Source organism: Anaeromusa acidaminophila DSM 3853 (assembly GCF_000374545.1).
Classification (GTDB): Bacteria; Bacillota; Negativicutes; order Anaeromusales; family Anaeromusaceae; genus Anaeromusa; species Anaeromusa acidaminophila.
This window is the reverse complement of record NZ_KB894589.1, coordinates 68,366-92,092: the sequence shown is the minus strand read 5'-3', so window position 1 is coordinate 92,092 and position 23,727 is coordinate 68,366. Positions and strand designations below refer to the sequence as shown.

The following is a 23,727-nucleotide window of genomic DNA, read 5'->3' as shown; positions in this document are numbered from 1 at the left end:
GCCTCCTACCGTATAATTCGGCATTCATGCGGTCCAAGTTTTTCCCTGTCGAATGCGAGTTCTTCCGAAGACGCCTCCAGCAGCCGCAAAGTTTCTTTTTCTACCTGCTCCACGGAGATCTTCCACATGCAGGAATGATGCTCACAATGATGACTGCCGCAGGGATGACAAGGTTCACTGCTTTGAATCAATACACTGGTGTTGCTGTAAGGATAAAAGCCGGGAACCGGGGACGCTCCAAACATGGTCACCAGCGGCACCCCCATAGCAACGGCCACATGCATGGGCCCTGAGTCATTGGTTACCAGCACACGACAAAAGGGCAGCATCGCCGCAAGCTGCATCAGGGACAGCTTGCCGGTAAATACGCTTACCCCATCTTCCTTTCCATGCCGCATCAAGGCGATGGTTTCCTGCACAAGCTCCACATCCATAGGACCGCCGAAAAAAGCAACCCCGTAACCTCGCTCAGTGAGCTGATCCGCCAGCTTGGCAAAGTACTCATGCCGCCAGCGTTTTGTCGGCCAGCTGGCACCGATATTCAGCCCCACTACCGGGCGCTCGTGATGCACTTCCCGCTTCCAAACAGAGGCCGCTGCTTCTTTAGCGCCTTCGTCCAGCCAAATTTCCAGACCCTTGTCGTCGCGTTCCACAATGCCTAAAAGCTCGCGCAGCACGTCAAAATGAGACTCAATCTGATGCTTTTCCGCCTTGCGGTTGAGCATATACTTAGTAAAGCAATGCCGCAGCACCGCCGTAGCATAACCAACAATCGTTTTAGCGCCGCTGAAAGCAGCGAGAAATGATGCCCGCTCATTTTGATGCAGATTGATCACCCAGTCAAAGCGGCGCTGCCGCAGCTTCCAGGCAAAACGCAAGTACGGAAGAAGGCCGTCATCTTGCCCCTTTTTATCGATCGTAATCAGCTCGTTGATATTTTGATTGTTTTTCACTAAATCTTGCAGCTTCTTATCCGCCAGCAGCGCAATATGGGCCTGCGGAAACTGCGTACGCAGCGTACGCAGAATCGGCGTGACCAGCAGAAGATCGCCGATATGCATTAAATTGATGACTAAAATTGAGTTAGGCACGCCCGGCCGCCCCTTTCTGCGCCATTTCTACAATCGCTGCCGCCAAACGGCGCGGCGCATACCAGGCATAAGCCTCGTCCAAGGCTGCCTCATAGCCGGCTGCTTTGCTTTCATATTCATTTACAAAGCTCTCCAAAACCTGACGCAGCACTTTCCAATTTCCGTTTGGAAAGACTTCACCCATAGGAAATTGCCGCAACACTTCCGGATTGACGATATCGGAAATAATCACAGTCCGGCGATGACCGATCGCATTGGAGAGCATCGCCGAGGTATGATAACGATACCTCGCTGCCCCATAAGGCATCATCAACACATCCACACTGTCAAGGGCTGCCTGCCAGTCCTTGCCGATCAGCGGCCGATGCAAAAATTCCAAACCAGGTTGACCCTTGTATTGCGCAATCAGGCGTTCAAAATCGGCCGCATCGGCGTCATTGGCGGTCGCTCCCTGCACCAACAAACTCACCGGCCGGGAGAATTTGCATGACAAGTACAGTTCCAAAAATTCATCCAGCTTTTTTTCGCGGCGGTACTGACCAAAAAAACCCAGCTTCAGCTCTGCCGGCGCTAAGCGCAATGGTTTTGGCTGGATATCGCGGGGCAAATACGAAGGCGGCGGAAAGTACGAAATATTGCTTTCTCCTTTACCGGCAAAATCCTCCGGAGCAAAGGTCTGCACCCCAATACGCACCTCGGGATATGCTGCTACCTGTCGCGCCTGCTCCTGCAGTCTCCCTGCCTCGTCCGGCGTAAGACCGTGAATCAAAAACAGTAGGGGCACAGGACTTTGCAGCAAGCGGCTTTTACGCAACCCGCGCAGATAGCGATAAGTCGCCGAAGGAAAAATGACCGCGTCAAACTCACGCCGTTTAGCGGCTTCCAGCAATTGATGATACCAGCCGCGCCGCCGCCATTCCCGCTTTACGGCCAAGGCCCATTTGCGAATTCCCCGGAGCGAACCATAGCTAACGCCTGCACCGGAAAGAGTATGCACCGGCACACCGTATTCATGACAAAACGCATGTCCCTCAGGCACATAAAAAACAACTTCATGCCCTAACGCCTGCAGCTCTTCCACTAGAATGCGGTCATAATCGATCTCATGTCCGCCCGGGCTCATGACCGATTCCATAATGGCAAACTTCATCGTCCTACTTCCTTTCTTCTGGGGCGTTATAATATACTTTCAAATATTTGGTCATGGTATAGAAAAAATGCAGCAACGCCAGCACCAACCCCATGCGGCCGTCCCGCCAACCGGCTTTCAATATGTAAAATTTAAAAAATCCGGCAAGCGGCCGCAATAACAAATCGAAAAAGCTCACTTTTTTGCCTTCATCCCGCATTTTTTTCGCCAGCAACGTCGTATACTGGTTGAATTTAAAGAAATACCGTTCCCATTCCTGGTATGTATGGTGAAACATGCATGCTTGCAGCCGTTTGACAGGCAACGTCACTTTTGCCGCTTCATGTACAATTCCTTCCCAGCGAATGGCCGCTCGGGGATAAAAGCGCAGCGACCAATCCGGCGCATGTCCTCCGTGAAAAACAGGCTGGCCGAAGACGATATTCTTGCGCAAAATCTCATAGGCGAAAGCATCGCCCCGCTCCATAATGCGCCGTACTTCTGCCGCCACTTCCGGTGCCAGCCGCTCGTCCGCATCCAAAAAGAGCACCCACTCGGCTTGCGTTTGGGTCAAAGCAAAATTTCGCTGCCCCGCAAAGCCTTCCGTCATAGGATGGACAACTACGTTGCCGCCTTTTTCTGCCGCAATGGCCGTTGTCTGATCGGCGCTGCCGGAATCTACGACGACGATTTCGTCGGCAAAAGCGGCGCTGTCCATGCAAGAGCCTATATTTTTTTCTTCGTTGTACGTCAGAATCAATATCGCTAAACGCGGCTGCATATACGAACCCCATTTCTAAGTAATGAAAATATGGATTGAACAAGAGAATCGGAGTCACGAGAGGGTACGAATGAGGGCTACGAATTTTTGAACAGGAGTAGAGGGAGTAGATGGAGGACTCGAAGGAGAGTCAATTTATAAAAACTCTTTCGCGTCTTTCGTGTGGTTCGCGGTTCGTTAGCAACGTTCTTCCAATTTATTATCCAACCGCGAAAAACGCGAAAAGCACGAAAATGATAAACCGTCCCCTCATTCGCACCCTCCGATTCTCATCGCGACTCTTGTTCAATCCCCATACCCATCCAGCTTTTCTCTGCCAGCATTTCTCTGGCAGTTTGAATGACGGTTGCCGCCGGCAAATCGCGCAGGCAATGCTGATCGGCACATTCGCCCCGCCCCCAGCACGGCTGACAGTTTTGCAACCATAAAACACGATCTTTAACGCCGCGGGGGCCCCATATGCGTGGATCCGTAGGACCAAACAAGCCCAAAACCGGCGTATGGACGGCTTGAGCCATATGCAATGCCGCCGTATCAACGCTGATAACTAAGGCTGCCTGCTGCATGAGCCCAGCGACCTCCGGCAGTGTATGCGTCCCGCTCCAAACCGTAATAGGCACTGCCGCCTTTGCTGCGATTCGCTGCAAATATGGCGCTTCAGCTTTGCCGCCAATCAAGTACCAGGACACCTGCGGGGATAATTTGCGAATCAACTCCGCATAGCCATCAGTAGTCCAGCTCTTGCGGCGGTAGCTCCCAGCCGGGCATAGGACCACAATCGGTTTTTCAACCTTTTCTTTTTCCTTGGCAGCCGAAAGACAGTCTTCCGCCTGCAAAGCAAGTTCCAAAGAAAAATCGGTTGCCTCCAAGCCCAATGGTTTCAGCACGTCTAGATAGTTTTCCGCCTCATGGCGCAAAGGAGGCCGCACCGGCGAAACAGCCTCTGTCAGGAACCACTCCCCATGCTGCGCCGCATAGCCTATACGTCGGGGTATACCGCAGAAAAAGGCCAGCATCGCCCCTCGAAGCGCAAAATTGGTACAAACAGCAAGGTCATAGTGCCGCGACCGTACCTGCCGCAACAATTGCCATACCGCTTTCCATTTCTTATGCTGTCCTTTTTTATCGTATACAAGAACTTCATTGACATAGGGATTGCGCTGCGCCAGCGGCGCAGCCACAGGCACAGTCATCATGTCAATGCGCGCCTGAGGATAGGCCTGGCGCAACGCCCTGGCAACAGGCGTCGATAAAAGCACATCGCCAATAAAAGCCAAATTAATAATCAAAATTCGTTTCATCGTTATGTTGTTTACCTGGCGGAGCATCTTTCGGCGTATTATGTCGCGTTGTTTTTTAAAAATACTAGTTATGCAAAAGACTCTATTAACAGGAGTAGAGGGAGTAAAGGGAGGGTTCGATAATTTTTCATATTTAATCCCATTATTCATCCGTGCCCTCACTTTACTCCCTCTACTCCCTTTACTCCTGTTTGTTTATTCTCTCCCAGACTTGCTCCGGCGTAAGTACGTCCAGGCAGTCCAGACCTTTAGGGCAGGCCCGTTTCCAGCAGCCGGCGCAGTCGCGCACAACTTCCAGCGCATGCTGTGGCTGTCCATAGGGGCCGTTGCGATTCGCATCGGTAGGCCCCATTAGGCAGATGGTTTTTACACCCAGCGCCGCCGCCATATGCATAGGGCCGGTATCGCCGCCTATAAAAGCAACTGCCCCTTTGATTACAGCAGCTAATTGCTGGAGGTTCGTTTTACCTGTCAAGTCTACCGGCGGCACTTCTGTAAATGCCGCCATTTCTTCATACAACTTACGGTCTCCAGCCGCGCCAATCGTCACCGACACAATCCCTTGGCCGCTTAATTTATCTGCCAGCGCTGCAAAATAACGCGGCGGCCAGATCTTATTCGGCCAATTAGCCCCCAATGCCAGCACGGCATACGGAACACTCTCACCCACTCCGGCATGGCGTAAAATAGCCGCAGTTCTATCCGCTTCACTGGTTACTGCCTCTCCGAGGCCGAAATCTGCCGAGCCCAACTGACATCCCAAATGGCGCACCACATCCCGGTATAACTCAACTACATGCCCGCCATGATTCGGTCCGATTACTTTCTCCCCTAACAAGTGACTTCCCTCGCGGGCATTTTCGTATACCAGCCGCTTCGGGGCACCGCTCAGCCAGGCAATCAAGGCGCTTTTCATGAGCCCCTGCAGATCCAGCGCCAGTTCAAAGCGTCGTTTTTTCAGTTCCGCAACAAAGCTAGGCGCATGCTTGATCAAACCGCCAAGTGACTTAAAGCGGGGCTTGTCAAAGAGCAGCACTTCGTCAATATATGGATGGTTCTTTAAAATCGAAGCGCCTGCTGCTTCGGCGACCCAAGTTATGCGACAGCCAGGAAAGCATTCTTTCAAGTCCTTCGCTACGGGCAGCGCATGCACGATATCGCCAATAGCACTGAGCTTTACAATTAAAATATTCATAATAACGCTTTTCCGGTCTCACGTATCTTTTTAATCATATTGGTCGATGATCGGCCGGGAACTTCGGGAATGAGTACAGTTTCGCCGCCATAGGAAGCCACAATGCGGGCTTCGGGCAGGCGCTCAACCGTATAATCCCCGCCTTTTACATATACGTCCGGCTTGAGAAGTTCCACCAACGGCCCTGCCGTAGGTTCGTCAAATATAACCACATAATCGACAGCCGCCAAGCCGGCCAACACTTCCGCGCGGTCCTCTTCCTCGTTGATAGGTCTGTCTTCACCTTTAAGTCGCCGCACCGAGGCGTCGCTGTTCAGCCCCAGCACCAGCACATCTCCTGCTGCCTTTGCCGCATTCAGATAGCGCACATGCCCTGCATGAAGAATGTCAAAACAACCGTTGGTAAATACTACGCGCTGTCCTTCGGCCTGCAAACGCTCCACTTCCTGAGCCATTTCTTCTCGCTTCATTACTTTCTCCATTTTATCGCTAAAAAATAAGCAAAACAGAGGAAGCATACACTCCCTCCGCTCACCTTGCTTATTTCCTTTCCTCCTCTTTTTTGCTTTCTCCTTGCTGTACCGCTTCTAGCAGCTCTGATGCTGTCAACGTCGCTGTGCCATGCTTACGCACAACAACTCCTGCTGCATAATTAGCCAGCTTTGCTGCGCTATAATGATCCGCTCCGGCTGCCAAGGCCAGCATCATCGTTACAACTGCCGTATCGCCGGCACCGGTCACGTCATAAACCTCGCTGTGATTGCTCACCGCAATATGCCTAGCACCTTGTCCGCGCACATACAGTGTCATACCGTCGCCGCCCTGGGTCAAGAGAATCCCATCCGCTTGAATCATCTCCACAATCTGTTCCGCCGCTTTCGTCGCGCCAATTTCATCCAAGCTCTCCAGCCCCAATGCTGCTGCCGCTTCCGCTTCATTCTGTTTGATCAGTTCCACGCCCGTAAATTGCTGAATATCATAACGAGAATCCACCATGCACGGTATGCCTTGGTTGCGGCACAACAAAATCATCCTTTGCCTCAGCTTTGGTGAAACAGTATGGCTGCCATAGTCACTAATCACCGCTACATCCACAGTAGGCAATACTTTTTCTATATAGCGAAGCAAGGATTCTTCCGTTTCTTTCGAAAGCGCTTCTTTTGATTCCTGATCAATCCGCACCACCTGCTGTCGCACTGTTGCCTGGCCACCAGCTAAAATTCGCGTTTTAGTTATTGTAGGACGCTTGGCATCCTGAAAAAGGCCATCAACAATAACTCCTTTACTTTGCAACAGCTCTTTTAGTTTTTCTCCCGTATTATCCTCGCCGCATACGCCAACCGCGTGAACAATACCGCCCAGAGCCGTCGCATTATGCACAGCATTAGCTGCGCCTCCCGGCACAATCGTTTCACCTCGATGTTCCAGTACCAATACCGGCGCTTCCCTAGAAACACGCGAAATATACCCTTTTACATAGACATCGGCTACCATGTCGCCTAAAAGCAGCATCTTCTTGCCTTGCAGTTTCTCAATTAATCTTTCTATCATAACGTTAGGCCTCTCTAAAAATGAGCAGTGGCTAGCGTAAATTTCAATTGATGACGTTCCGCTCTGTACATTACTCGCAGTTCCCAGCAATGCAAATTATGAATCCAGCTAATATCCCGGTCATACACGCGACTATTGACAGCATCCCAACGCTCATTCCATTCGAGAGCGTCTTTTTTGCCAACTTGAACATGAAACCCATAGTCAATTTCCCTATTCATATTATCACTATCATAAGAGAACAAATCACTTTGGTTTTCACGATTATGCCACGACAACCATGCATTGGCTTTTCTCCAATTTTTTGTTATTCCGATATCTTCACGAATCACATTTGCTCGTGAATGATTATAGCTCTCGAGAACTTGTTCATAACCAGTTCCCAAGTGCAACTGTAATGTATTATCTTGACTCAATTTAATAGGACTATGACTAAAATATACCCCATAAACTTGATGCCAACTTCGCTTTTCCTTATCCTTCCACATCCCTGATGTGCCATATAAAGTATAGCTAATATTGCTTGTTCCTATTTTCTTAGCATTAGTCCCCCAAGAAAATTCAGGCTGTTTCCATACAGAATTGTCGTCCCCGTCTTCATATTCACCATAATTTATTGCTGCACTATAGCCATTCCCTTGATATTGCAAGTAGCTGGCAAAACGGTTATCTTTCGTATGCGTTGCTGCCTTAAACGGCATTCCTATAGTTATCCTTTCATCAATAGGATATCGCAAGGTGTGTTCAATATAAAATCCCGAATTGGAATTAATACCTACTTTCGGCATTTCACTTTGATCTTGATCTTCTGGCCGTAAAGATCTTTTATTCCTGTCCACCGAGTAAATCACAGTATTTTTTAACCATACTTTATTATCATAGGAAATCATTTGCTGATTCGGCCAAATAATAATTTTACTAGCTGTAAGACGATAATCCGGCACATGAGCATTACAGCGAGTCATCGTAGCATCATAAATGACGTAGTGATCTGGAAAGACTTCCATTCGTCCGCCAATCACATATTCATTTCCTATTTTTCCATTTATATGTTCCATGTTGCCTGTCTTTTTCCCATAGTTATAAGCGACATGGTCACCTACAACCCGAGTGTCAGGCTGTAATAATGTTGCTTCTTCATCCACAAAGACAGTTTCCTGCCTAGCATTGCCTCGAATAAATTCTGCTGCAATTTTCCCCAGTCCCTGCTCCACAAACGCATTACCTTTTACATACAGGTCGCCGCTGGTATCCTGAAAGTAAATTTCGTCCCCTTCAACAACTACAGGCAGCTGCTCTTTGGGCGCTTCTTCTTTTTTCTTTTTAGCTGCTTCACCGGTTTCCGCGCACACAGCCATGCCAAGCATGCAAGACAACGCTACAGCCAGCCATTTATAGGATGTATTCATTATGTATTCTCCTGCTCAAAATATTCTATCCTTTATTGTACACGCAAGGCTTGAGACTGTAAAGAAAAAGGCGAAGAGAACGATACTCAGAGTAACAGAAGACCAGAGGAAACGCCAGAGAGATAAGTATTGTGATTAGTGATTAGTGATTACCTTAAATGCGAACGCCATTGCCGCAATCTCCTAACTTTTTTCTCGGGCCTTTCTTTGACCTTGCTCTGATACTCTGTGTGAAACCTATACTCATGTACGTCGTTCTCTTATATCAAGAAAATAAGCACAAAGCGGCAGGAGCCGGCTTTGTGCTTATTGATCACTGTATTATTGTGTTACAGTTCCCGGAGGCACAACGCCCACCAGGGATATTTCCGCTTTAGTCTGTACAAACATTTGCGCGCCAACAGGGATTTTCAATTCATCGCCATGGACAAAGGCGCCGCCGATCACACCAACCGGCCCTAAGATAATCATGCCGGCTACAGTTGCCCCAGCTGCTTTAGCATAGGATTTAGTTTCTTCCTTGGCTTTTTCTCCTAAAAAAACAGGTAATTTCAGTTCATCAATGGTCTCAAGATCTTCAAAATTGATTTCAATTTTACCGTCGCGTCCAAAATTGCTGGCACGCTCGACTTTGCTCACCTTGCCTATGCCGCGACCTCCCTTAGCAACTGCTAGTATGCCATTTACCAAAACATCATCGGCTGCCTGGAATTCTACTACATCCCCCACTCGAGCGGTTTTACTGTCCAGCGCTGTTAAAAAGCTGATTTTAATGAGAGAATCTTTCGGAAGAATCAATGGCGCCGTTTGCGCCTTTCCATCGGCATAAGCCAAGCTTAAAAGCTTAGTTACCCGGTCTTGAAACGCTCCCGGCGTAGAATTCCCTGTTACGGTACGTTCTAAGCCTTCAATACGGCTTTTTACTGGTACCGTTCCATTTACCTGATGCTGCAATGCCCACTCTACGGCATTCACTTTCAAGAGTAGCGACGGCGCATTTTCTGTCGAATGAAACACTGTTTCGTACAACGAATCCACGCGTGGAATGATCGCTTCTTTGCTTATTTGACCAGTCACATCATTTTCCACTTTTTGCACCCGTTCCAAGAGCGCCCCTGTTTGTTCGCTGCCATAAAGAGTCCGATCCATTGCATTCAATTTGTCTACTACCGTAGTTTCTTGCGCACACGCTAATGTGCTGCTTAAAATCAGAGTCAGCATAACCGTTGCTAATATAATTAATCGCTTCATCCTTATGTACCTCCTAAATACGTACGTCAATGGTTGCCGAAACACCCACACCTTGCACACGGCTAAAGTTGACCGGATTTTTGCTAGAAATCGGCACAAGCGCCTTCACGCGAAATTGCCCGCCATTGAAATCGCTCTCTAACTGCAACACCGCCTGTGTCCGATCTACTAACTCCTGAGAGCCGGTTACCTGGACAGCCCCCACATAGCCGCCGCTGCCAAAGGTAAGCACGGGCACCACTTTGGTGGCATAATCATTCCCTGCCTTATTCTTAAATGTCAAGGTATTAATGAAGCTATTCAGCGGCCCTGCAAAGCGGTCTACCAAAAAACCAATTCCGCCTACTTTCAACACATCGCCTAAACTAAATGCCTGTGTTGCTGGCATAGCAATTCCCGTTGCCAGCGCTCCAGCTAAAACTGCCGCCATTAATTTTCTTTTTGTTGCCATAATCGTTCCTCCTTTTCCTTGCATGCACCTTTTGTATAGGAATATAGGTTCGACAAAAGCGATGGCATTCCTGCTTGTTCACAAAACTGTCAAGAAGTACAAAAAAACGGAACACAGAGGATCAGAGTAACAGAGAAAAGCCAGAGGATACGGTTATTATTTACAGAAATAGAGTTACTAAAGTGGAAGTACGAAGATATTGAATATGAGCCTGATTATAAAACCATTTCGCGTCTTTCGTGTGGTTCCCGGTTTATTGTCAACGTTTTCCAAAGATACTATTTAACCGCGAAAAGCACGAAAAGCTCGAAAACGCGTATGATATCAAATATTATACCATTCTTACGTCCCCTCCAGTTCTCATCGCGACTTTTGTTCAATCTCCATTCCCTTCTGGCTTCTCTCAAAAGAAAAGAGGCCCTGCGATCGCAGGGCCTTGAAGAAGACGGATGTCCACTTAAAATAAGTAAGAAACAGTACCGCGGAATTGTTTTGATTTTTCAGAGCTGTTAGTGATGCTCTCGATATCTTTATAGAAGAGCTTAAATGCGGTTTTAGAATCCGGTTTGTAGTTAAGTCCGTAGTAAAACCCTTTGTTATTCGGGTCGAAATCAGTCCATCCTCCCATATCGGCATTGTTTTCTACACGATAGTACACTGCAAAAGCAGACAGTTTTTTGTCAAAAGCATAGCTCACGCCTAAATCATAGGCCTTGTTTGCATCACTAGAATTAGATTTTGCGTATTCCGCCGTAAAATTAGCTTTTCCAGTCTCATAGCCAGTGTTAACAGCCCAATAGTTACGATCGCGCTGCACTTCGTCGTAACGAGCCAATGTCGCTCCTAAAATCCAATCTTTAGCCGGCTTGTAAGAAGCCGAAACTGCATAGGCTTTATTGCTATCCTTATATACTTCTTTCAATGCAGTTACCGACAGATCAGTTACACCAGATTTCCCCTTAATGATAATACCATCTGCCATCATATCGCGTCCTACATAGCCTTCAGTACTGTAAAGAAGGGCTGTCCCACCAATGGTACCGCCTTGACGGCCCAACTTATAGTTTACACCTGCATTTTCATACAAGAAACCAAATTGATCGATTTCCATCATAGACTTGGTATCTTGCGAATACGCACCAGCACCAGTATTGCGGAAATCATTACGAAAATTTTCTTGGGTAATGCCTTGCGCTGCAAACCGGCCATACATATCCAAGTTTTTCGCCACATTGGTTTTTGCATTCAATTTTAGTGTAAAACGACCACCATCTTGTTTCGTTGCATTATCCTGGCTATACTGCATTTCGATTTCTCCGTCCAATTGCACCGGGGCCGCCAAGGCCGCCGTAGCCGGCATAGCGATCATAGCGGCGATAACCGCCATTAAAAGTTTCTCTTTCATTCGTCTCTCTCCTTGTTATGTAATAATCAAGCCTGCCTTTACAGTTTTCCTGCTTTATTTCCAAACAAGTGCCCCTGTTTCCTTGTCCGTAGTTCAGCACGGTATTTCTGTCTTTTGACAGACACAAGTGATATCTTACCATAATCATAAAAAAAAGTAAATAAAAAGAAGCCCTGCAATTGCAGGGCTTCTTTGCCGTTTTTCTTCGGTTTAGAAGAAGAATTCAGCTTGAACACGGGTAAATTTGTCTTTAACATCATCACCGGTGGTAGTTTTGAACTGACCATAGATACCGCGAAGTTTGATGTTTTTCGCCGGTACATAAGCACCGTCAACATACCAGCCTTTAGCACCTTGGCCAGCAATGGAAGGAACCCATGCGCCAGTATCAACAAGGCTGTTAGCTTCATGTTTCCAGTAGCCAGCAGCAGCCTGCCAGGTACCAACTTTATTAAGATCAATAGCTTTGTACTGGAACTCAGCTTTAAATGCTTTGTTCTGCTCGTTTGCAGAAGTAGCTCCATACACACCAGTAAATTGCCAATCATTATTGAATTTGTAGTTGAAACCAGCATCCCAAGCGTTTCCAGAGTTTTCACCATTCCAAAGACTATTAGCATCATTGCGGTCTTTCAAATGGGTATACGAACCAAACATGCTGAAGTTTTTAGCTGCAGCCCAGTTCAAAGAAGTACCATATGCATTTGTGGTATCATCACTAGTCGCAGGATTTGCGTTCATCGTACCATAGAAAACTTGCGCTTTCAACTGATTACCAAAGCCCAAACGAGCACCCTTGATGGAAACTTCATCAAGAATCAAATCGCCGGTTTCTTTTTGAATGAATTTACCAACGGACAGCGTCGTAGCTCCCAAAGCGCCTTCAGCGTACATTTCGTCCACTTTCAGGTTGTTGTCATCAGCACCATAGTTGTTGTCATTCAAGTTGCCTTCAAACAACGCATGCACTTTCCAGGTGTCATTCACTTCTGCATGAGCACCTAAACGATAGCGAATTTCACGATCAGTGGTGCTCTGAACACCATGATCCATGCTATTGCTAATAATACGGGTACGCAAGTTACCGTCAAAACGCAGGTTGTCAGATTTCTTTTCCAACTTAGCAACGCGAACGCCGAGGTTTTCGATTTCAGCGCTGAACTCAGTAGCCAGCTTGTCGATAGTAGCTTTGGTTTCAGCATCAGCTTTGTCGCTGCGAGCCATAGCTTTAGCAACGATCTGAGCCATTTCATAACGGGTCATGGTACGGTCGCCACGGAAGGTGCCGTCGCCATAGCCGTCAACAATACCGGCTTTAGCCAGTTTGTTTACAGCATCATAGGCCCAGTGTTTCGCCGGAACATCGACGAAAGGATTGGCAGCTGCGAAGGCGGTAGCGCCGACGCCGAGGCCGAACATAAGAGCGAGAGCAGTTACAAGACGTTTTTTCATGTGTTCATTCCTCCTAAGAATTTTGTATTTGCGCACAGACAAATACATAAACCTCAGTCGGAGAAAATAGCTTATGAGTATCCACGTTTCCTCAGCAGCTTTTTCCACTTCCAAGTAAATATGTATTCATCCGATCACGCCATAATTAATTCGCTCTCGGATTCAAAACTCCTGCAGGACTGAAAAATTTCTTCAAATATTTTTCAGTCTTTGACCAGGCGGTCCAAGAACTAGATGTAGTATACCATAATGAAAAACAAAAGTAAAGAACGAGAGATTAAACTACAATTTACACAGAGGAATTGAGGTAACAGAGAAAGTCCAGAGAGAAATAGTTTCAAACAGTTTAATGGAAAAACCCAAAGAAATATCATCGGTTTCACTTGCAAGAGCATAATGAAAAAATTGCCATGTCGCTATGTTTTTCGAAACGACAAGATGAGCTAGCTGGTCGGTATCATTGCGAATGCAGGGGAACAATCTCTTATACTCTCTGATTTACTCTGTTACTCTGTGTGACGTCCTCTCTTCATTTAAATACTTCCATGCTAGGAGGACGGCTACGTAGTCGTCTACCGGCACAGGCGGAGTCTGCATAGAAGTTGGAAATAGCCGTCGCCAACCTCTAGGAGGCTGCTGCTGCCAGTACAATTTGCGCGCTTGCTCTGTAGTATGCTTTTCATCGATGATGAGAAATTGCACCTTATGCTGCGCTGCCAATTTTCGCATCACAGCGGCTTGTGCTGCTGAACCGGTACCATCGCCGCAAAGGAGGACTCGAATCTTTCCTGTTGCTAAAATTGAGAATATCTCTTCTTGTAAGACCGTGGTCGGCACAACAAGCCGCTTCTCGATAGCGCCGTCGAAAGCCACTACAGCTACACCGCATTTCTCCCGCCCCGGATCCACTGCTACAATCATCGTTACTCCTCCATAAAAGAAACCGAAAAACGAACAAGAGAACCGGAGTGACCGAAGGGAATAAATGAGGGTTCGATTTTTTTAAAAATACACTCACGTAGCCCTCATCGGTTCCCTCAGATTCTCCGGTTCTCTTGTTCAATCCACGTTCTCATTTCATTTTATCGCCCGGACACGAAGTTCAATGCGCACAGGGCCTGCGGTATGCACATCTTCTACCGTAACCGCAGAAAGCTCCACGCGGCCGCCAAGGCGGCTCATTTTAGCCGCGGTTTCGTACAGATGATTCGCCGGCATTGACCCTACCATACCGGAAATCGGGTCTGGCAATACTCCTTGGCGCACGGAAAGAGCATTAACTTGTTTTAAAAAGAAAATAATAGCCCCTTCATTGGCCCCGGAGTCTTCTGCGATCGCCTGCATTTCTTCTTGCAAAAGCGTCGTACCTTTCGCGAAGATCAGCTGGTTCTGATACAATTGCAATGCCCCAAAAACAGGCTCGCCGTAAACGGTATTGCCTGCCGCCACTACACGCAAAATACGAGGTGAGTCAGCTTTCCGTATTTCATCAATCGTCGTATCAAACTCACGCTGACTTATCACCAGTAACCCCAAGTCTTTATCAACATTTAATCTTTGCAGAAGCTGCGCATTGGTTTCACGCAAAAACATCTCCATTTCTTGACGCAACTGTTCTTCCGATTCGCGAGGGTCGACCGAACGTGAAGCCAGTACCTCTCCCGCTTGAAAGACAATGGCCCCTTCACGAACTACGCGAATACCAGTTTGTAATTTAGCGGCAAATTCCTGCAGCTCCTTCAAATCGTTTTCTAACTGCTCTTTATTTCGGTTCAGAGTTATAATTTTCTCTTCCAGCTCTCGCTGCTGTCCTTGCAGGCGATTCACTTCCCCTCGAGAAGTAGCCAGTGCTTCCATTGCCCGATCTTTTTCGGCCACCGCCTGCTGCAGTTCTTGTCGAACCTCCGTCAAACGTTGGTTCATTTTGTTTACCTGATCGCTAATCGCAATAAACTCTGCATTTTTTTCCGCCAAACTTGCTTTTGCCTTATCGGATGCTTCCTGACTGGCCTTCGCCTCATTCTGTAGCTCCGCCATTTGCGCTTTCAGTTTTTCCATTCCGAAAAGAGCCGTACGCACGTCCTGCGACGCAGCCGTCAAGATGCCAAAGGTAGCGGTAACAATCAAAATCCCCGTAACAATTGTCACTACTGTTGAAGTATGCTTAGGGCGTAACCCGAACAAAGTAAGCTTCTTCTTGCCAACCTTCGACCCTAGGCGATCTCCGATAAAAGCAATGGCTCCGCCCATCAAAATCAGCACTAAAATCAAAATAATACCGTCCATAAGGCGAGCCCCTTCCTTAGAAAATTTAATAATGAACAGGAGTAAAGGGAGTAATCAGAGGGTACTAATGAGGGTATCGATTATTATTTCAAAACAAAAATAATAAAACTTCTCCCGTAGCCCTCACTTTACTCACTCTACTCCTGTTAAACAGACCTTGTCTTTTGTCCTTCTCCTGCGTACCCGCAATGGATGTCGGTTGCCATGCCTTCCATGGCTTTTGAAGAGGAGACCGGATGCTATGCGCCATCCCTGGCGCATCCGGCATTAGGTACATCACGTACCGTCAGGCGCGTCCAGCGACGTCGCCGGTTCTCTTGTTCAATCCTGTTGGTATTTACCTGGATTTACGCCAGATGAGCCAAGCGCCGGCAATGATGCCGACGAGATTAGGAATCCACGCCGCTAGCATGGCCGGAATAGCTCCACCTTGTCCCAGCGCAGTCGTAATCGTCATGATCGTATAGTAGATGAAAATAACAACAATACTGATACCCAAACCGATGGAGGAACTGGACCGATGCGGCGCCAGCCCCAATGGCGTACCAATTAAAGCAAAGACAAAGGAGGCCAGCGGAATTGTAAAGCGTTGATGCAACTCTACTTCATAGGTCCCTGTCTTCACATATTCTCTCTTCAAAGCGTCAATATGCAATTTCAATTCACGAATAGTCATTTCTGCCGGTTCTTTTTGCTCTCGCGAAATATCTTTAGGATCCTTTTCGATTGGTAAAATTTGTTTATCAAAGCGAATGGTCCGGTTTAAGCCTCCATCGGGAGTCAAATCATGAATAACGCCATGTTCCATTTCCCAGCGGCCTCCATTCCAGACCGCCTTGTCTGCATTTTGAATGCGTACCACTTGATCATTTTCAAATTCCTGCACCGTAACCGCATTCATACTGCTCGTTTCTTCATCAAATTTGCGCGCATAGGTTAAGCGGGAAATTTTTCCCTGTTCGATATCTTTAATGATAACATGTTCTTGCGCCTTAGGTTTCGTATTCTTTTCAATTTCGTTCTGCACAGTATACCGATACGCCTCATTAGCTGCCGGTACCACTTTTTCATTAAACGCTACCGCAAAGACGCTGACAAAAAAAGCCACAATAAAAACAGGCGCTGCCAATCTGGCAAAGCTAATACCTCCAGATTTCATCGCTGTCAATTCGCTGGATGCTGACAAACGCCCAAAAGCCAGCAATGCTGCCAACAACATTGACATGGGGAACGTTAAAACAATAATACTAGGCAAACTGTAAATAAATAGCTTTATTACACTCGACAAGCTAGCTCCATATTTAGTTACATATTGAGCAATGCGAAACAGCGTGCTTGTACCGATAAAAATACTGGAAAACGAGCAAACCCCGAATACAAATGGGCCTAATAATTCCTTTAAAATATATTTATCTAAAATGCGCATCCAGACAATCTCTCCTCATTCGTGAGCCGTTGTTGAATGGGTAACGCATGCAAGGTTCGGCTCTTAGAAATATGATTATGAACATGAAGGGAATTGTTACAAACTGAAATTTTCGCCCAAATAAAATTTGCGGGCAATATCGCTATTGGCGATGGTTTCCCGATCACCGTCAATTAAAATTCGGCCATTATTCAAAATATACGCCCGATCGACAATGCTAAGTGTTTCCCTCACATTGTGATCAGTAATTAAAATTCCAATGCCACGCTCTTTAAGATAGCTAATAATTTCCTGGATGTCAGCTACGGCGATAGGATCAACACCAGCAAAAGGCTCATCTAGAAGAATAAATTTAGGCTCTGTCGCTAAGGCCCTAGCAATCTCCACCCGGCGTCGTTCACCGCCAGAAAGTTGCGACCCCAAGCGATCCCGTACATGCTCCACATGAAACTCTTTCAGCAAACTTTCCAGTTTTGCTTTTCGTTCCGTTATACTAAGAGGCGTAACTTCCAAAATAGCCATCAAATTGTCTTCTACTGAAAGCTTGCGAAAAATGGAGGCCTCCTGGGGCAAATAGCCCAATCCATAACTGGATCGTATATGCATAGGCAATTTCGCTACATCTTCGCCGTCAATTACAACGCTGCCTTGATCCGGTTTTTCCAAGCCAACAATCATATAAAACGTAGTGGTCTTACCAGCGCCATTAGGTCCCAGTAATCCCACTATCGATCCCTGGTCTACCCGAATGCTGACGCCGTCCACTACCGCGCGTCCTTTATAGCTTTTTACCAATTTATTGGCTTGGATATACATGCAGAAGCCTCTCTTTCAATGGATAAGAATTAAATAGGAGTGAACAAGAGAATCAGAGTGACCGGAGGGTACGTACGAGGGTTACTGTTATTGATTGAACAGGAGAATCTGAAAATCTGGGGGTACGGCAGACAAAAATACAAATTAACAATTTCTCATTCGGGTCCTCACGCGGCTCCAGTTCTCTTCTTCAACAGATTCTCACGTCACTCATTTGTATCAGTCGATTCCGCCTGTTTGGTTTGCGGAGCGCCAGTATTGGGATTCGGGTTAGTAATGACTAGACGAGCGCGTCCGGTTCCTTCCATGGCCTTGTCGTCCAAGTACAGGTTCAGCGTATTACCGACCAATACATTGCCATCCTGTACCGCTCTGGCGTTGCCGGTCATGATGATCTTGCTGCGTGCTTGCCCGCTCTTTTCCCCATAATAGGTAGCTAGATCCGACGTAGCATCAAGCTTGCGTACCTCGCTGACAATGTGCACATTACCTGTACCTATCGCCCGATCCTCTTTTAAAAATGCCTGAATGTGATCGGCTGTCATATTGCCGTCAGGCATAACAATAGTCCCTCCTTGGGGCGTAATAGCAACTTCGCTATCCTGAAAATACTCCACACGAGGACCACTCAGGCGTTTATCACCTTTCACAGCAACAACATTTCCTTGGGCAATGAGCTGCTTGCCGCCAACCGCCCATAATTCTACCGCCGTCATATTCAAATCCGGCCCCGTTACCTGTACGCCATTGCCGCCGCTGACATGAGCGTCCTGTGTCTTGCTATTGTATTCAATGGTCTGCCCAGTCATGGTTTGCTGGCCGCGTACAACTTTTACGCCGCCCTGGGCTACTACCATGCCTGTCGCCGAATCGTAATCAAAGGTATCGGCTGTTACTTCGGTCTTTTCTCCCGGCGCCGCCAGCGCTAAAAGCGAACTGCTGCAAAACACCGCTAACGCCAAGGCAAGCGCCGTTTTTTTGCTTCTCCATAAATTCATAGGTCAGTTCCTCCTTTAAATCGCTTTACCCTTTATTGCTTTATATAGCGAGCGTTGCCAATAACCCTTGATTTTTGGAAATCACAGTCACTTTCAATACGATCGCCGCTGACTTGTGATTCCTTGCGGTTAAGCTGCGCTTGTCCTTGCCCGTAAATACGCTCTTCTTTCGCAAGCCAGCCCATTTCTTTTGCTACAAAGGTGTCGCCATCACTGGATACCGCTTTGACATCTCCTGTAAAACGTAGGGTTTGCTCTTTAGGAACATACACTCCCACCGGTGCTGTCAAAATCACGGTTCCCCCTTGCGGCCTGTAAAAAACGCCACGAACGTTTTGCAGGGTAATCTCCTGGCTATTTTTACTGCCCCGCATGGTCTGCGCCGTAACTTCCCAAACTACCTTGCCGTCCTTGCTTTCCGAAATGGTGTTTCCTTCCATGAAAATTGGCTCTTCCTCTGTTTGCACCACTTGCTTCGGCGGGTCCGGAAACTCTTCACGCCACAAATAATATGCGCCAAAAAGCACGATCGAAGCCATCAAACTCAATAACAGCCAGCGGCCTTTTTTCATGCTTCTTCACAGCTCCCATCCATCCTAGTATTCCATCGTTTTTGGAACCATATCCATTCATCCGGATGTTCTCGTATGACTTCTTCCAACAGTTGCGTCATTTTTAAAGTCAACTGCCGCAAATTCTCTTTCTCGTCTCCCGAGTTTTCGTATTCTAACGGAGGATATATCAGCACCCGGTGACCGCTATAATCCGGTTTATGCACGATAAAGACAGGCATCACAGGCGCTTTAAATTTGCGCGCGAAAACTGCCGGCCCCAGCGGCGTCGAAGCCGGTTTTCCAAAAAACTCCAGGAAAATACCATCCACGCCGGCATCTTGATCCGCCAAAAATCCTAAGATTTTCCCTTTTTTCATTGCTTTAGCCGCGCCGACCAGCTCCGCTGTTCCCCGAGCAAAAATCTCAATCCCTACCCGCTCGCGATATTCATTGAGCAACCGGGTATGCTGATCATTCGGTTGGCGTTTAATTACGCTCGTCATCGGAAAACCAGTCATAGACAAGGCGGCCCCTAACCATTCCCAATTACCGATATGAGCGGTTAAAAAGACCACTCCATTCCCCCTGGCTACGGCCTCTTCTAAATATTGTCGGTTTTCAATTTCTACAAGTTGAATAATTCGTTGCGCATCCAACTTTGGGGTAAACATAATTTCCAAAAACGTCTGTCCTAGATTGCCGCAGAGTCGTCTCATTACCGCTACCGCTTCATCTTGGGATAAACCAAGACGTTCTTTCATTTGCCGAATGCCTCGGCGTCGCTGTTTGGGGGCAATGTACCAATACAAAAAGCCTAAGGCTCTCCCTAGCCTGACAACGCATGCATACGGTAGTAAACAAACCAACCGACTCAGCGCTTTTAAAAAATGATATTGCCATTCATTGCTCATGGCCATGCCCTCCTTTCACAGCAATCTATATAACCTTTGCTTCTGTTAATAAAGTAACACTCTTTCATCATTGACGAGTATGCTGCTGGCCGCTGCCATCTATATAGGATTGAACGATTCCATCCCAAAGGTTTTGGCTACGCAGGATAAACTCCAGTATGTCGCGTACACCGCCACAACCGCCTCTATAGGCCGACACATAGTGACAGTATTGCACTACTTCCATTGCTGAATTTGCTACGCCACAAGCAAAACCCACCTGTAGTAAAGCAGGTAGATCGTTCAAATCATCGCCCACATAAGCAACTTCTTCTGCTCCCAGACCGTACTTATCCATTAATTCCCTTAAAGCCGTCTGTTTGTCTAGTGTTCCCTGATACACGTCGCAAATTTTCAGTTCCGCGCTGCGTAGACGAACCATTTCACTTTCTCGCCCTGTAATGATAGCCGTTTTGATGCCAGCTCGTTGCGTCAACGCAATGCCTAAACCATCTTGCACAAAAAATTCTTTCATCACTTCGCCGTCTTTGCCAATGGCAATTTTACCGCTCGTCAGCACGCCATCCACATCAAAAACTACCAAACGCACCTTGGAAGCGCGGGCTTTTACATCATCCGTCTGCTTGATTGGTATATCCATATTATTATACCACTCCTTGGCGCGAATTTTATTTATGTTTTCTGGCAATGCTATCGATGGCCTGGATATCGCGAAGCAGTTCTTCCAATTGATCCAGATACACCATGTTCGGTCCGTCGCATAACGCCTCTTCCGGATTGTCATGCACTTCTAAAAACAAAGCATCCACTCCGACAGCAGCAGCGGCTCGTGCTAAATGTCCGACATATTCTCGTTGCCCCGCTGATGCGGTGCCTGCCCCTCCTGGCAATTGTACGCTATGCGTAGCGTCAAACACAACCGGATAGCCAAAAGAGCGCATAATCGGCAAGGCCCGCATATCGACAACCAAATTATTATAGCCCAAGCTAAAGCCCCGTTCTGTAAGCAAGATATTCTCACAGCCAGCTTCTTCGAGCTTTCGTACCACGTTTTTCATATCATTCGGCGCCAAGAACTGTCCCTTTTTCACATTAACTGCGACGCCGCTTTTACCGGCTGCAAAGAGTAGATCCGTCTGCCGAGAAAGAAAGGCCGGAATCTGCAAGACGTCCAGCACTTTAGAAGCTGGCTCCACTTGGGTAATTTCGTGAATATCGCTCAAAACCGGCAAGCCTAATTCGGTTTTGATTTTTTGAAGCATGCCTAGTCCTTCTTCCAGTCCCGGTCCGCGGAAAGAGTGATAGGAAGAACGGTTGGCTTTATCAAAGGATGCTTTGAAGATATACGGCATGCCCAGTTTCTCTGTAATAGCCTTAATGCCTCGACCAATACGAAGGGTCCGTTCGTAGTCTTCAATAACGCAAGGTCCTGCAATCAACGCAATCGGGCGCTGTGCGCCAAGCTCCAAGGAGCCAATTTTCACAGTATGCATATTCAACCTCCTCTTTCAGAGTTCCGCTGCCTTATTCATTGCTACGCCAAATTAGCTCTTTTTTCGTTAGACTTTGTAAGAAAGCCTCGGAAGAGCGCCGCTATTCCTGTGTTTTCTTTCGCGTCTACCGGAAAAATCCCTCAACTTGCCGAAGCACTCATTAAGGCATCGGCTCCCTGCTCCATAAAAATACTATACGACTTCAGTTTATCCAAAATATGAACTATTAGTTGTAAAAAAGAGTATGAAACGATTCAGTTCGTGCCCTCCCTTTACTCCCTCTACTCCTGTTTAAAATTCAATCATTTTCCCCTGCTCAGCAGGATTGCTTCCACTCGTTTGAGATCTTCCGGCGTATCAACGCCAACAGAGGCGTGTTTCGTCGGAAGAACTAGAATTTTATGACCGTATTCCAAGGCCCGCAACTGTTCAAGAGATTCCGTTTGCTCCAAGGGCGTCGGTTCCAGGGCCGCGTACTCTAGTAAAAAATCCCGCCGGTATCCGTAAAGCCCCAAGTGCTTATAGGCTTGAATCAAACCTGCTTTACGTGGAAAAGGAATCAACGAACGTGAGAAATACAAAGCATAGCCTTGCTGATCCATGACCACCTTGACCACACTGTCCTGAACCGCTTCCTCTGGCAGCAACGGCGTACATAAAGTAGCCATTTGCAAACCGGGCCGCTCTACAAAAGACGCCGCCAAGGCTTCAATAACTTGCGGCTCCACGAGAGGCTCATCGCCTTGAACATTGATAATAATATCTGCATCCGTATGCTCGCGGGCGACTTCCGCCAATCGATCCGTTCCGGTAGGATGAGTGCTGGAAGTAAGTACCGCCCGCCCGCCGAAAGCCTCCACTGCTTTTAAAATGCGTTCGTCATCAGTAGCGACCAAAACCTCCTGAATCCCTTGCGCTTGAACAGCCTGCTCATAGACATGCTGAATCATCGGCTTACCCGCCAACAACGCCAGCGGTTTTCCCGGCAGCCTTGTGGATGCATACCGCGCCGGAATCACACATACGGTTTTCATACTTCTCGTTTCTCTCCTTCCACTACGCGGCGAATGAGCTCCAAGAGCTGTTCGTAGCAGCCGTCCATAAAACGCAATTCAATCCCTAAAATATAGACAGGCAAAGGACGGTCCGAGTGAATAAATTCAGCCGGTATCTTAACGGCATCTTTTTCGGTTGTAATAATCGCTTTTACTCCAGCTTCCACCGCTTCTTGCATAACCTGCTGCATTTCCACCATCGTATAGTCATGGTGGTCCTCATACCGAGCAGACGCAACCACACAGGCGCCGATATCGGAAATGGTTTGTTCAAAAGAAGAAGGGTTGCCAATAGCCGAAAGCGCCATAATCTTGACTCCTGCGATTTCAGAAAGAGGCAGTTTTTGCGGAGGGTGTCCCTGATACCATTCTCTTATTTCAATACAATGTCTAGGTTGATGCACGCTCTCAATAATAGCCGCATCTGCATTGTACTGGTGCACAGTACTGCGTATGATATCCCTTGTGTCCGGGCTGGATTGGTCTACTTTGGTCAATAAGCATGCATGAGCCCTGTCCAAATGAGCTAACGGCTCCCTTAAAGTGCCTCGCGGCAACAAATAGCGATTACCGAATACGTTTAATGTATCAATCAAAACAATATCCAGATCCCGCATAAGCTGCCAATGTTGGTAGCCGTCGTCCAAAATGACGACCTGCGCCTTCAACTCCCGAACGGCATATTCGCCGGTAACAGCGCGATTCCTGCCAATTACCACCGGAACTCCCGGTAGATTTTTTGCTAATAAAAAAGCTTCATCTCCAGCTTCGCTGGCCGTCATAAAAGTTCGCTTCCCGTCAGAAACCAATCCTACGGTCCCTCTCCATTTTGCCCGGTATCCTCGGTTCAAAAGCACAACCCGATATCCCATATCGCGAATAATCGCCGCCAACCGTTGCGCCGTCGGCGTCTTGCCTGTGCCGCCAACAGTGACGTTGCCTAAACTAATGACTTTACAGGGAAGCTTGTACCGTTTTCGCAAGCCCCACCGATACAGGTTAAGCTTGAAAGTCAGGCCAGCGCCGTAAAGCCAGGAAGAAACACGCAAGAATAGCAAAATAAGCTTTCCTAGTATTCCTGTTTCTTTCCCGTGCACTAATTGATATAAATATGACTGAATCGCTTCTCGTTGGCGCATACATGCCCCGCCTTCTCTCGTAGTTGGCTCTGT

At 47.4% G+C, this 23,727-nt stretch carries 23 protein-coding genes; all 23 read right to left on the bottom strand.

Features of this window, described 5'->3' with window-relative positions; all coding sequences use genetic code 11:
* Positions 1 to 5: 5 nt before the first annotated feature.
* Positions 6 to 1,091, bottom strand: coding sequence for a lipopolysaccharide heptosyltransferase II (waaF, locus tag C508_RS0107515; RefSeq protein ID WP_018702935.1), 1,086 nt, complete (start codon positions 1,089 to 1,091; stop codon positions 6 to 8).
* Positions 1,084 to 2,241, bottom strand: a complete 1,158-nt coding sequence (locus tag C508_RS0107510; RefSeq protein ID WP_018702934.1) for a glycosyltransferase — start codon at positions 2,239 to 2,241, stop codon at positions 1,084 to 1,086. Before C508_RS0107510 ends, waaF (C508_RS0107515) begins: the two co-directional genes overlap by 8 nt.
* Before the next feature lie 4 nt (positions 2,242 to 2,245).
* Entirely contained in the window at positions 2,246 to 3,001 is a 756-nt protein-coding gene (locus C508_RS0107505; RefSeq protein WP_018702933.1) for a glycosyltransferase family 2 protein, read from the bottom strand.
* Positions 3,002 to 3,270: 269 nt separating this feature from the next.
* Positions 3,271 to 4,302 carry a lipopolysaccharide heptosyltransferase II gene (waaF, locus tag C508_RS18075; protein ID WP_018702932.1) on the bottom strand — a complete coding sequence of 344 codons (1,032 nt, stop codon included), beginning with the start codon at positions 4,300 to 4,302 and terminating at the stop codon, positions 3,271 to 3,273.
* A 181-nt stretch (positions 4,303 to 4,483) separates the two neighbouring features.
* Positions 4,484 to 5,497 carry a glycosyltransferase family 9 protein gene (locus tag C508_RS0107495; protein WP_018702931.1) on the bottom strand — a complete coding sequence of 338 codons (1,014 nt, stop codon included), beginning with the start codon at positions 5,495 to 5,497 and terminating at the stop codon, positions 4,484 to 4,486.
* On the bottom strand, positions 5,494 to 5,967 hold the full coding sequence (gene rfaE2, locus C508_RS0107490; RefSeq protein WP_169342521.1) for a D-glycero-beta-D-manno-heptose 1-phosphate adenylyltransferase: 474 nt from the start codon (positions 5,965 to 5,967) through the stop codon (positions 5,494 to 5,496). Before rfaE2 ends, C508_RS0107495 begins: the two co-directional genes overlap by 4 nt.
* 70 nt (positions 5,968 to 6,037) lie before the next feature.
* Positions 6,038 to 7,048 (bottom strand): bifunctional heptose 7-phosphate kinase/heptose 1-phosphate adenyltransferase, encoded by a 1,011-nt coding sequence (locus C508_RS0107485; protein WP_018702929.1) that lies wholly within the window; start codon positions 7,046 to 7,048, stop codon positions 6,038 to 6,040.
* 14 nt (positions 7,049 to 7,062) lie between these two features.
* Positions 7,063 to 8,457 (bottom strand): LPS-assembly protein LptD, encoded by a 1,395-nt coding sequence (locus C508_RS0107480; protein ID WP_018702928.1) that lies wholly within the window; start codon positions 8,455 to 8,457, stop codon positions 7,063 to 7,065.
* 321 nt (positions 8,458 to 8,778) lie between these two features.
* Complete coding sequence (locus C508_RS0107475; protein WP_018702926.1) at positions 8,779 to 9,708, bottom strand: hypothetical protein; 930 nt, start codon at positions 9,706 to 9,708, stop codon at positions 8,779 to 8,781.
* Between the two features lie 13 nt (positions 9,709 to 9,721).
* Positions 9,722 to 10,159, bottom strand: coding sequence for a hypothetical protein (locus C508_RS0107470; RefSeq protein ID WP_018702925.1), 438 nt, complete (start codon positions 10,157 to 10,159; stop codon positions 9,722 to 9,724).
* 457 nt (positions 10,160 to 10,616) lie between these two features.
* Positions 10,617 to 11,564: a porin family protein gene (locus C508_RS0107465; protein WP_018702924.1), complete on the bottom strand. Its 948-nt coding sequence runs from the start codon at positions 11,562 to 11,564 to the stop codon at positions 10,617 to 10,619.
* A 210-nt stretch (positions 11,565 to 11,774) separates the two neighbouring features.
* On the bottom strand, positions 11,775 to 13,016 hold the full coding sequence (locus C508_RS0107460) for an S-layer homology domain-containing protein (RefSeq protein ID WP_018702923.1): 1,242 nt from the start codon (positions 13,014 to 13,016) through the stop codon (positions 11,775 to 11,777).
* Between the two features lie 498 nt (positions 13,017 to 13,514).
* Complete coding sequence (locus C508_RS0107455; protein ID WP_018702922.1) at positions 13,515 to 13,937, bottom strand: RuvC family protein; 423 nt, start codon at positions 13,935 to 13,937, stop codon at positions 13,515 to 13,517.
* A 156-nt stretch (positions 13,938 to 14,093) separates the two neighbouring features.
* On the bottom strand, positions 14,094 to 15,302 hold the full coding sequence (locus tag C508_RS0107450; RefSeq protein ID WP_018702921.1) for a DUF3084 domain-containing protein: 1,209 nt from the start codon (positions 15,300 to 15,302) through the stop codon (positions 14,094 to 14,096).
* A gap of 337 nt (positions 15,303 to 15,639) precedes the next feature.
* Complete coding sequence (locus C508_RS0107445) at positions 15,640 to 16,728, bottom strand: LptF/LptG family permease (RefSeq protein ID WP_018702920.1); 1,089 nt, start codon at positions 16,726 to 16,728, stop codon at positions 15,640 to 15,642.
* 96 nt (positions 16,729 to 16,824) lie between these two features.
* On the bottom strand, positions 16,825 to 17,544 hold the full coding sequence (gene lptB / locus C508_RS0107440; protein ID WP_018702919.1) for an LPS export ABC transporter ATP-binding protein: 720 nt from the start codon (positions 17,542 to 17,544) through the stop codon (positions 16,825 to 16,827).
* A 206-nt stretch (positions 17,545 to 17,750) separates the two neighbouring features.
* Positions 17,751 to 18,542 carry an LptA/OstA family protein gene (locus tag C508_RS18070; RefSeq protein ID WP_018702918.1) on the bottom strand — a complete coding sequence of 264 codons (792 nt, stop codon included), beginning with the start codon at positions 18,540 to 18,542 and terminating at the stop codon, positions 17,751 to 17,753.
* 32 nt (positions 18,543 to 18,574) lie between these two features.
* Complete coding sequence (gene lptC / locus C508_RS0107430) at positions 18,575 to 19,114, bottom strand: LPS export ABC transporter periplasmic protein LptC (protein WP_018702917.1); 540 nt, start codon at positions 19,112 to 19,114, stop codon at positions 18,575 to 18,577.
* Positions 19,111 to 20,007, bottom strand: coding sequence for a lysophospholipid acyltransferase family protein (locus C508_RS0107425; protein WP_018702916.1), 897 nt, complete (start codon positions 20,005 to 20,007; stop codon positions 19,111 to 19,113). The genes lptC and C508_RS0107425 overlap by 4 nt, the downstream gene beginning before the upstream one ends.
* Positions 20,008 to 20,074: 67 nt before the next feature.
* Entirely contained in the window at positions 20,075 to 20,647 is a 573-nt protein-coding gene (locus C508_RS0107420; RefSeq protein WP_018702915.1) for a KdsC family phosphatase, read from the bottom strand.
* A gap of 28 nt (positions 20,648 to 20,675) precedes the next feature.
* Entirely contained in the window at positions 20,676 to 21,500 is an 825-nt protein-coding gene (kdsA, locus tag C508_RS0107415; protein WP_018702914.1) for a 3-deoxy-8-phosphooctulonate synthase, read from the bottom strand.
* A 302-nt stretch (positions 21,501 to 21,802) separates the two neighbouring features.
* Complete coding sequence (kdsB, locus tag C508_RS0107410; protein ID WP_018702913.1) at positions 21,803 to 22,534, bottom strand: 3-deoxy-manno-octulosonate cytidylyltransferase; 732 nt, start codon at positions 22,532 to 22,534, stop codon at positions 21,803 to 21,805.
* Entirely contained in the window at positions 22,531 to 23,694 is a 1,164-nt protein-coding gene (gene lpxK, locus C508_RS0107405) for a tetraacyldisaccharide 4'-kinase (protein ID WP_018702912.1), read from the bottom strand. The genes kdsB and lpxK overlap by 4 nt, the downstream gene beginning before the upstream one ends.
* Positions 23,695 to 23,727 lie beyond the last annotated feature (33 nt).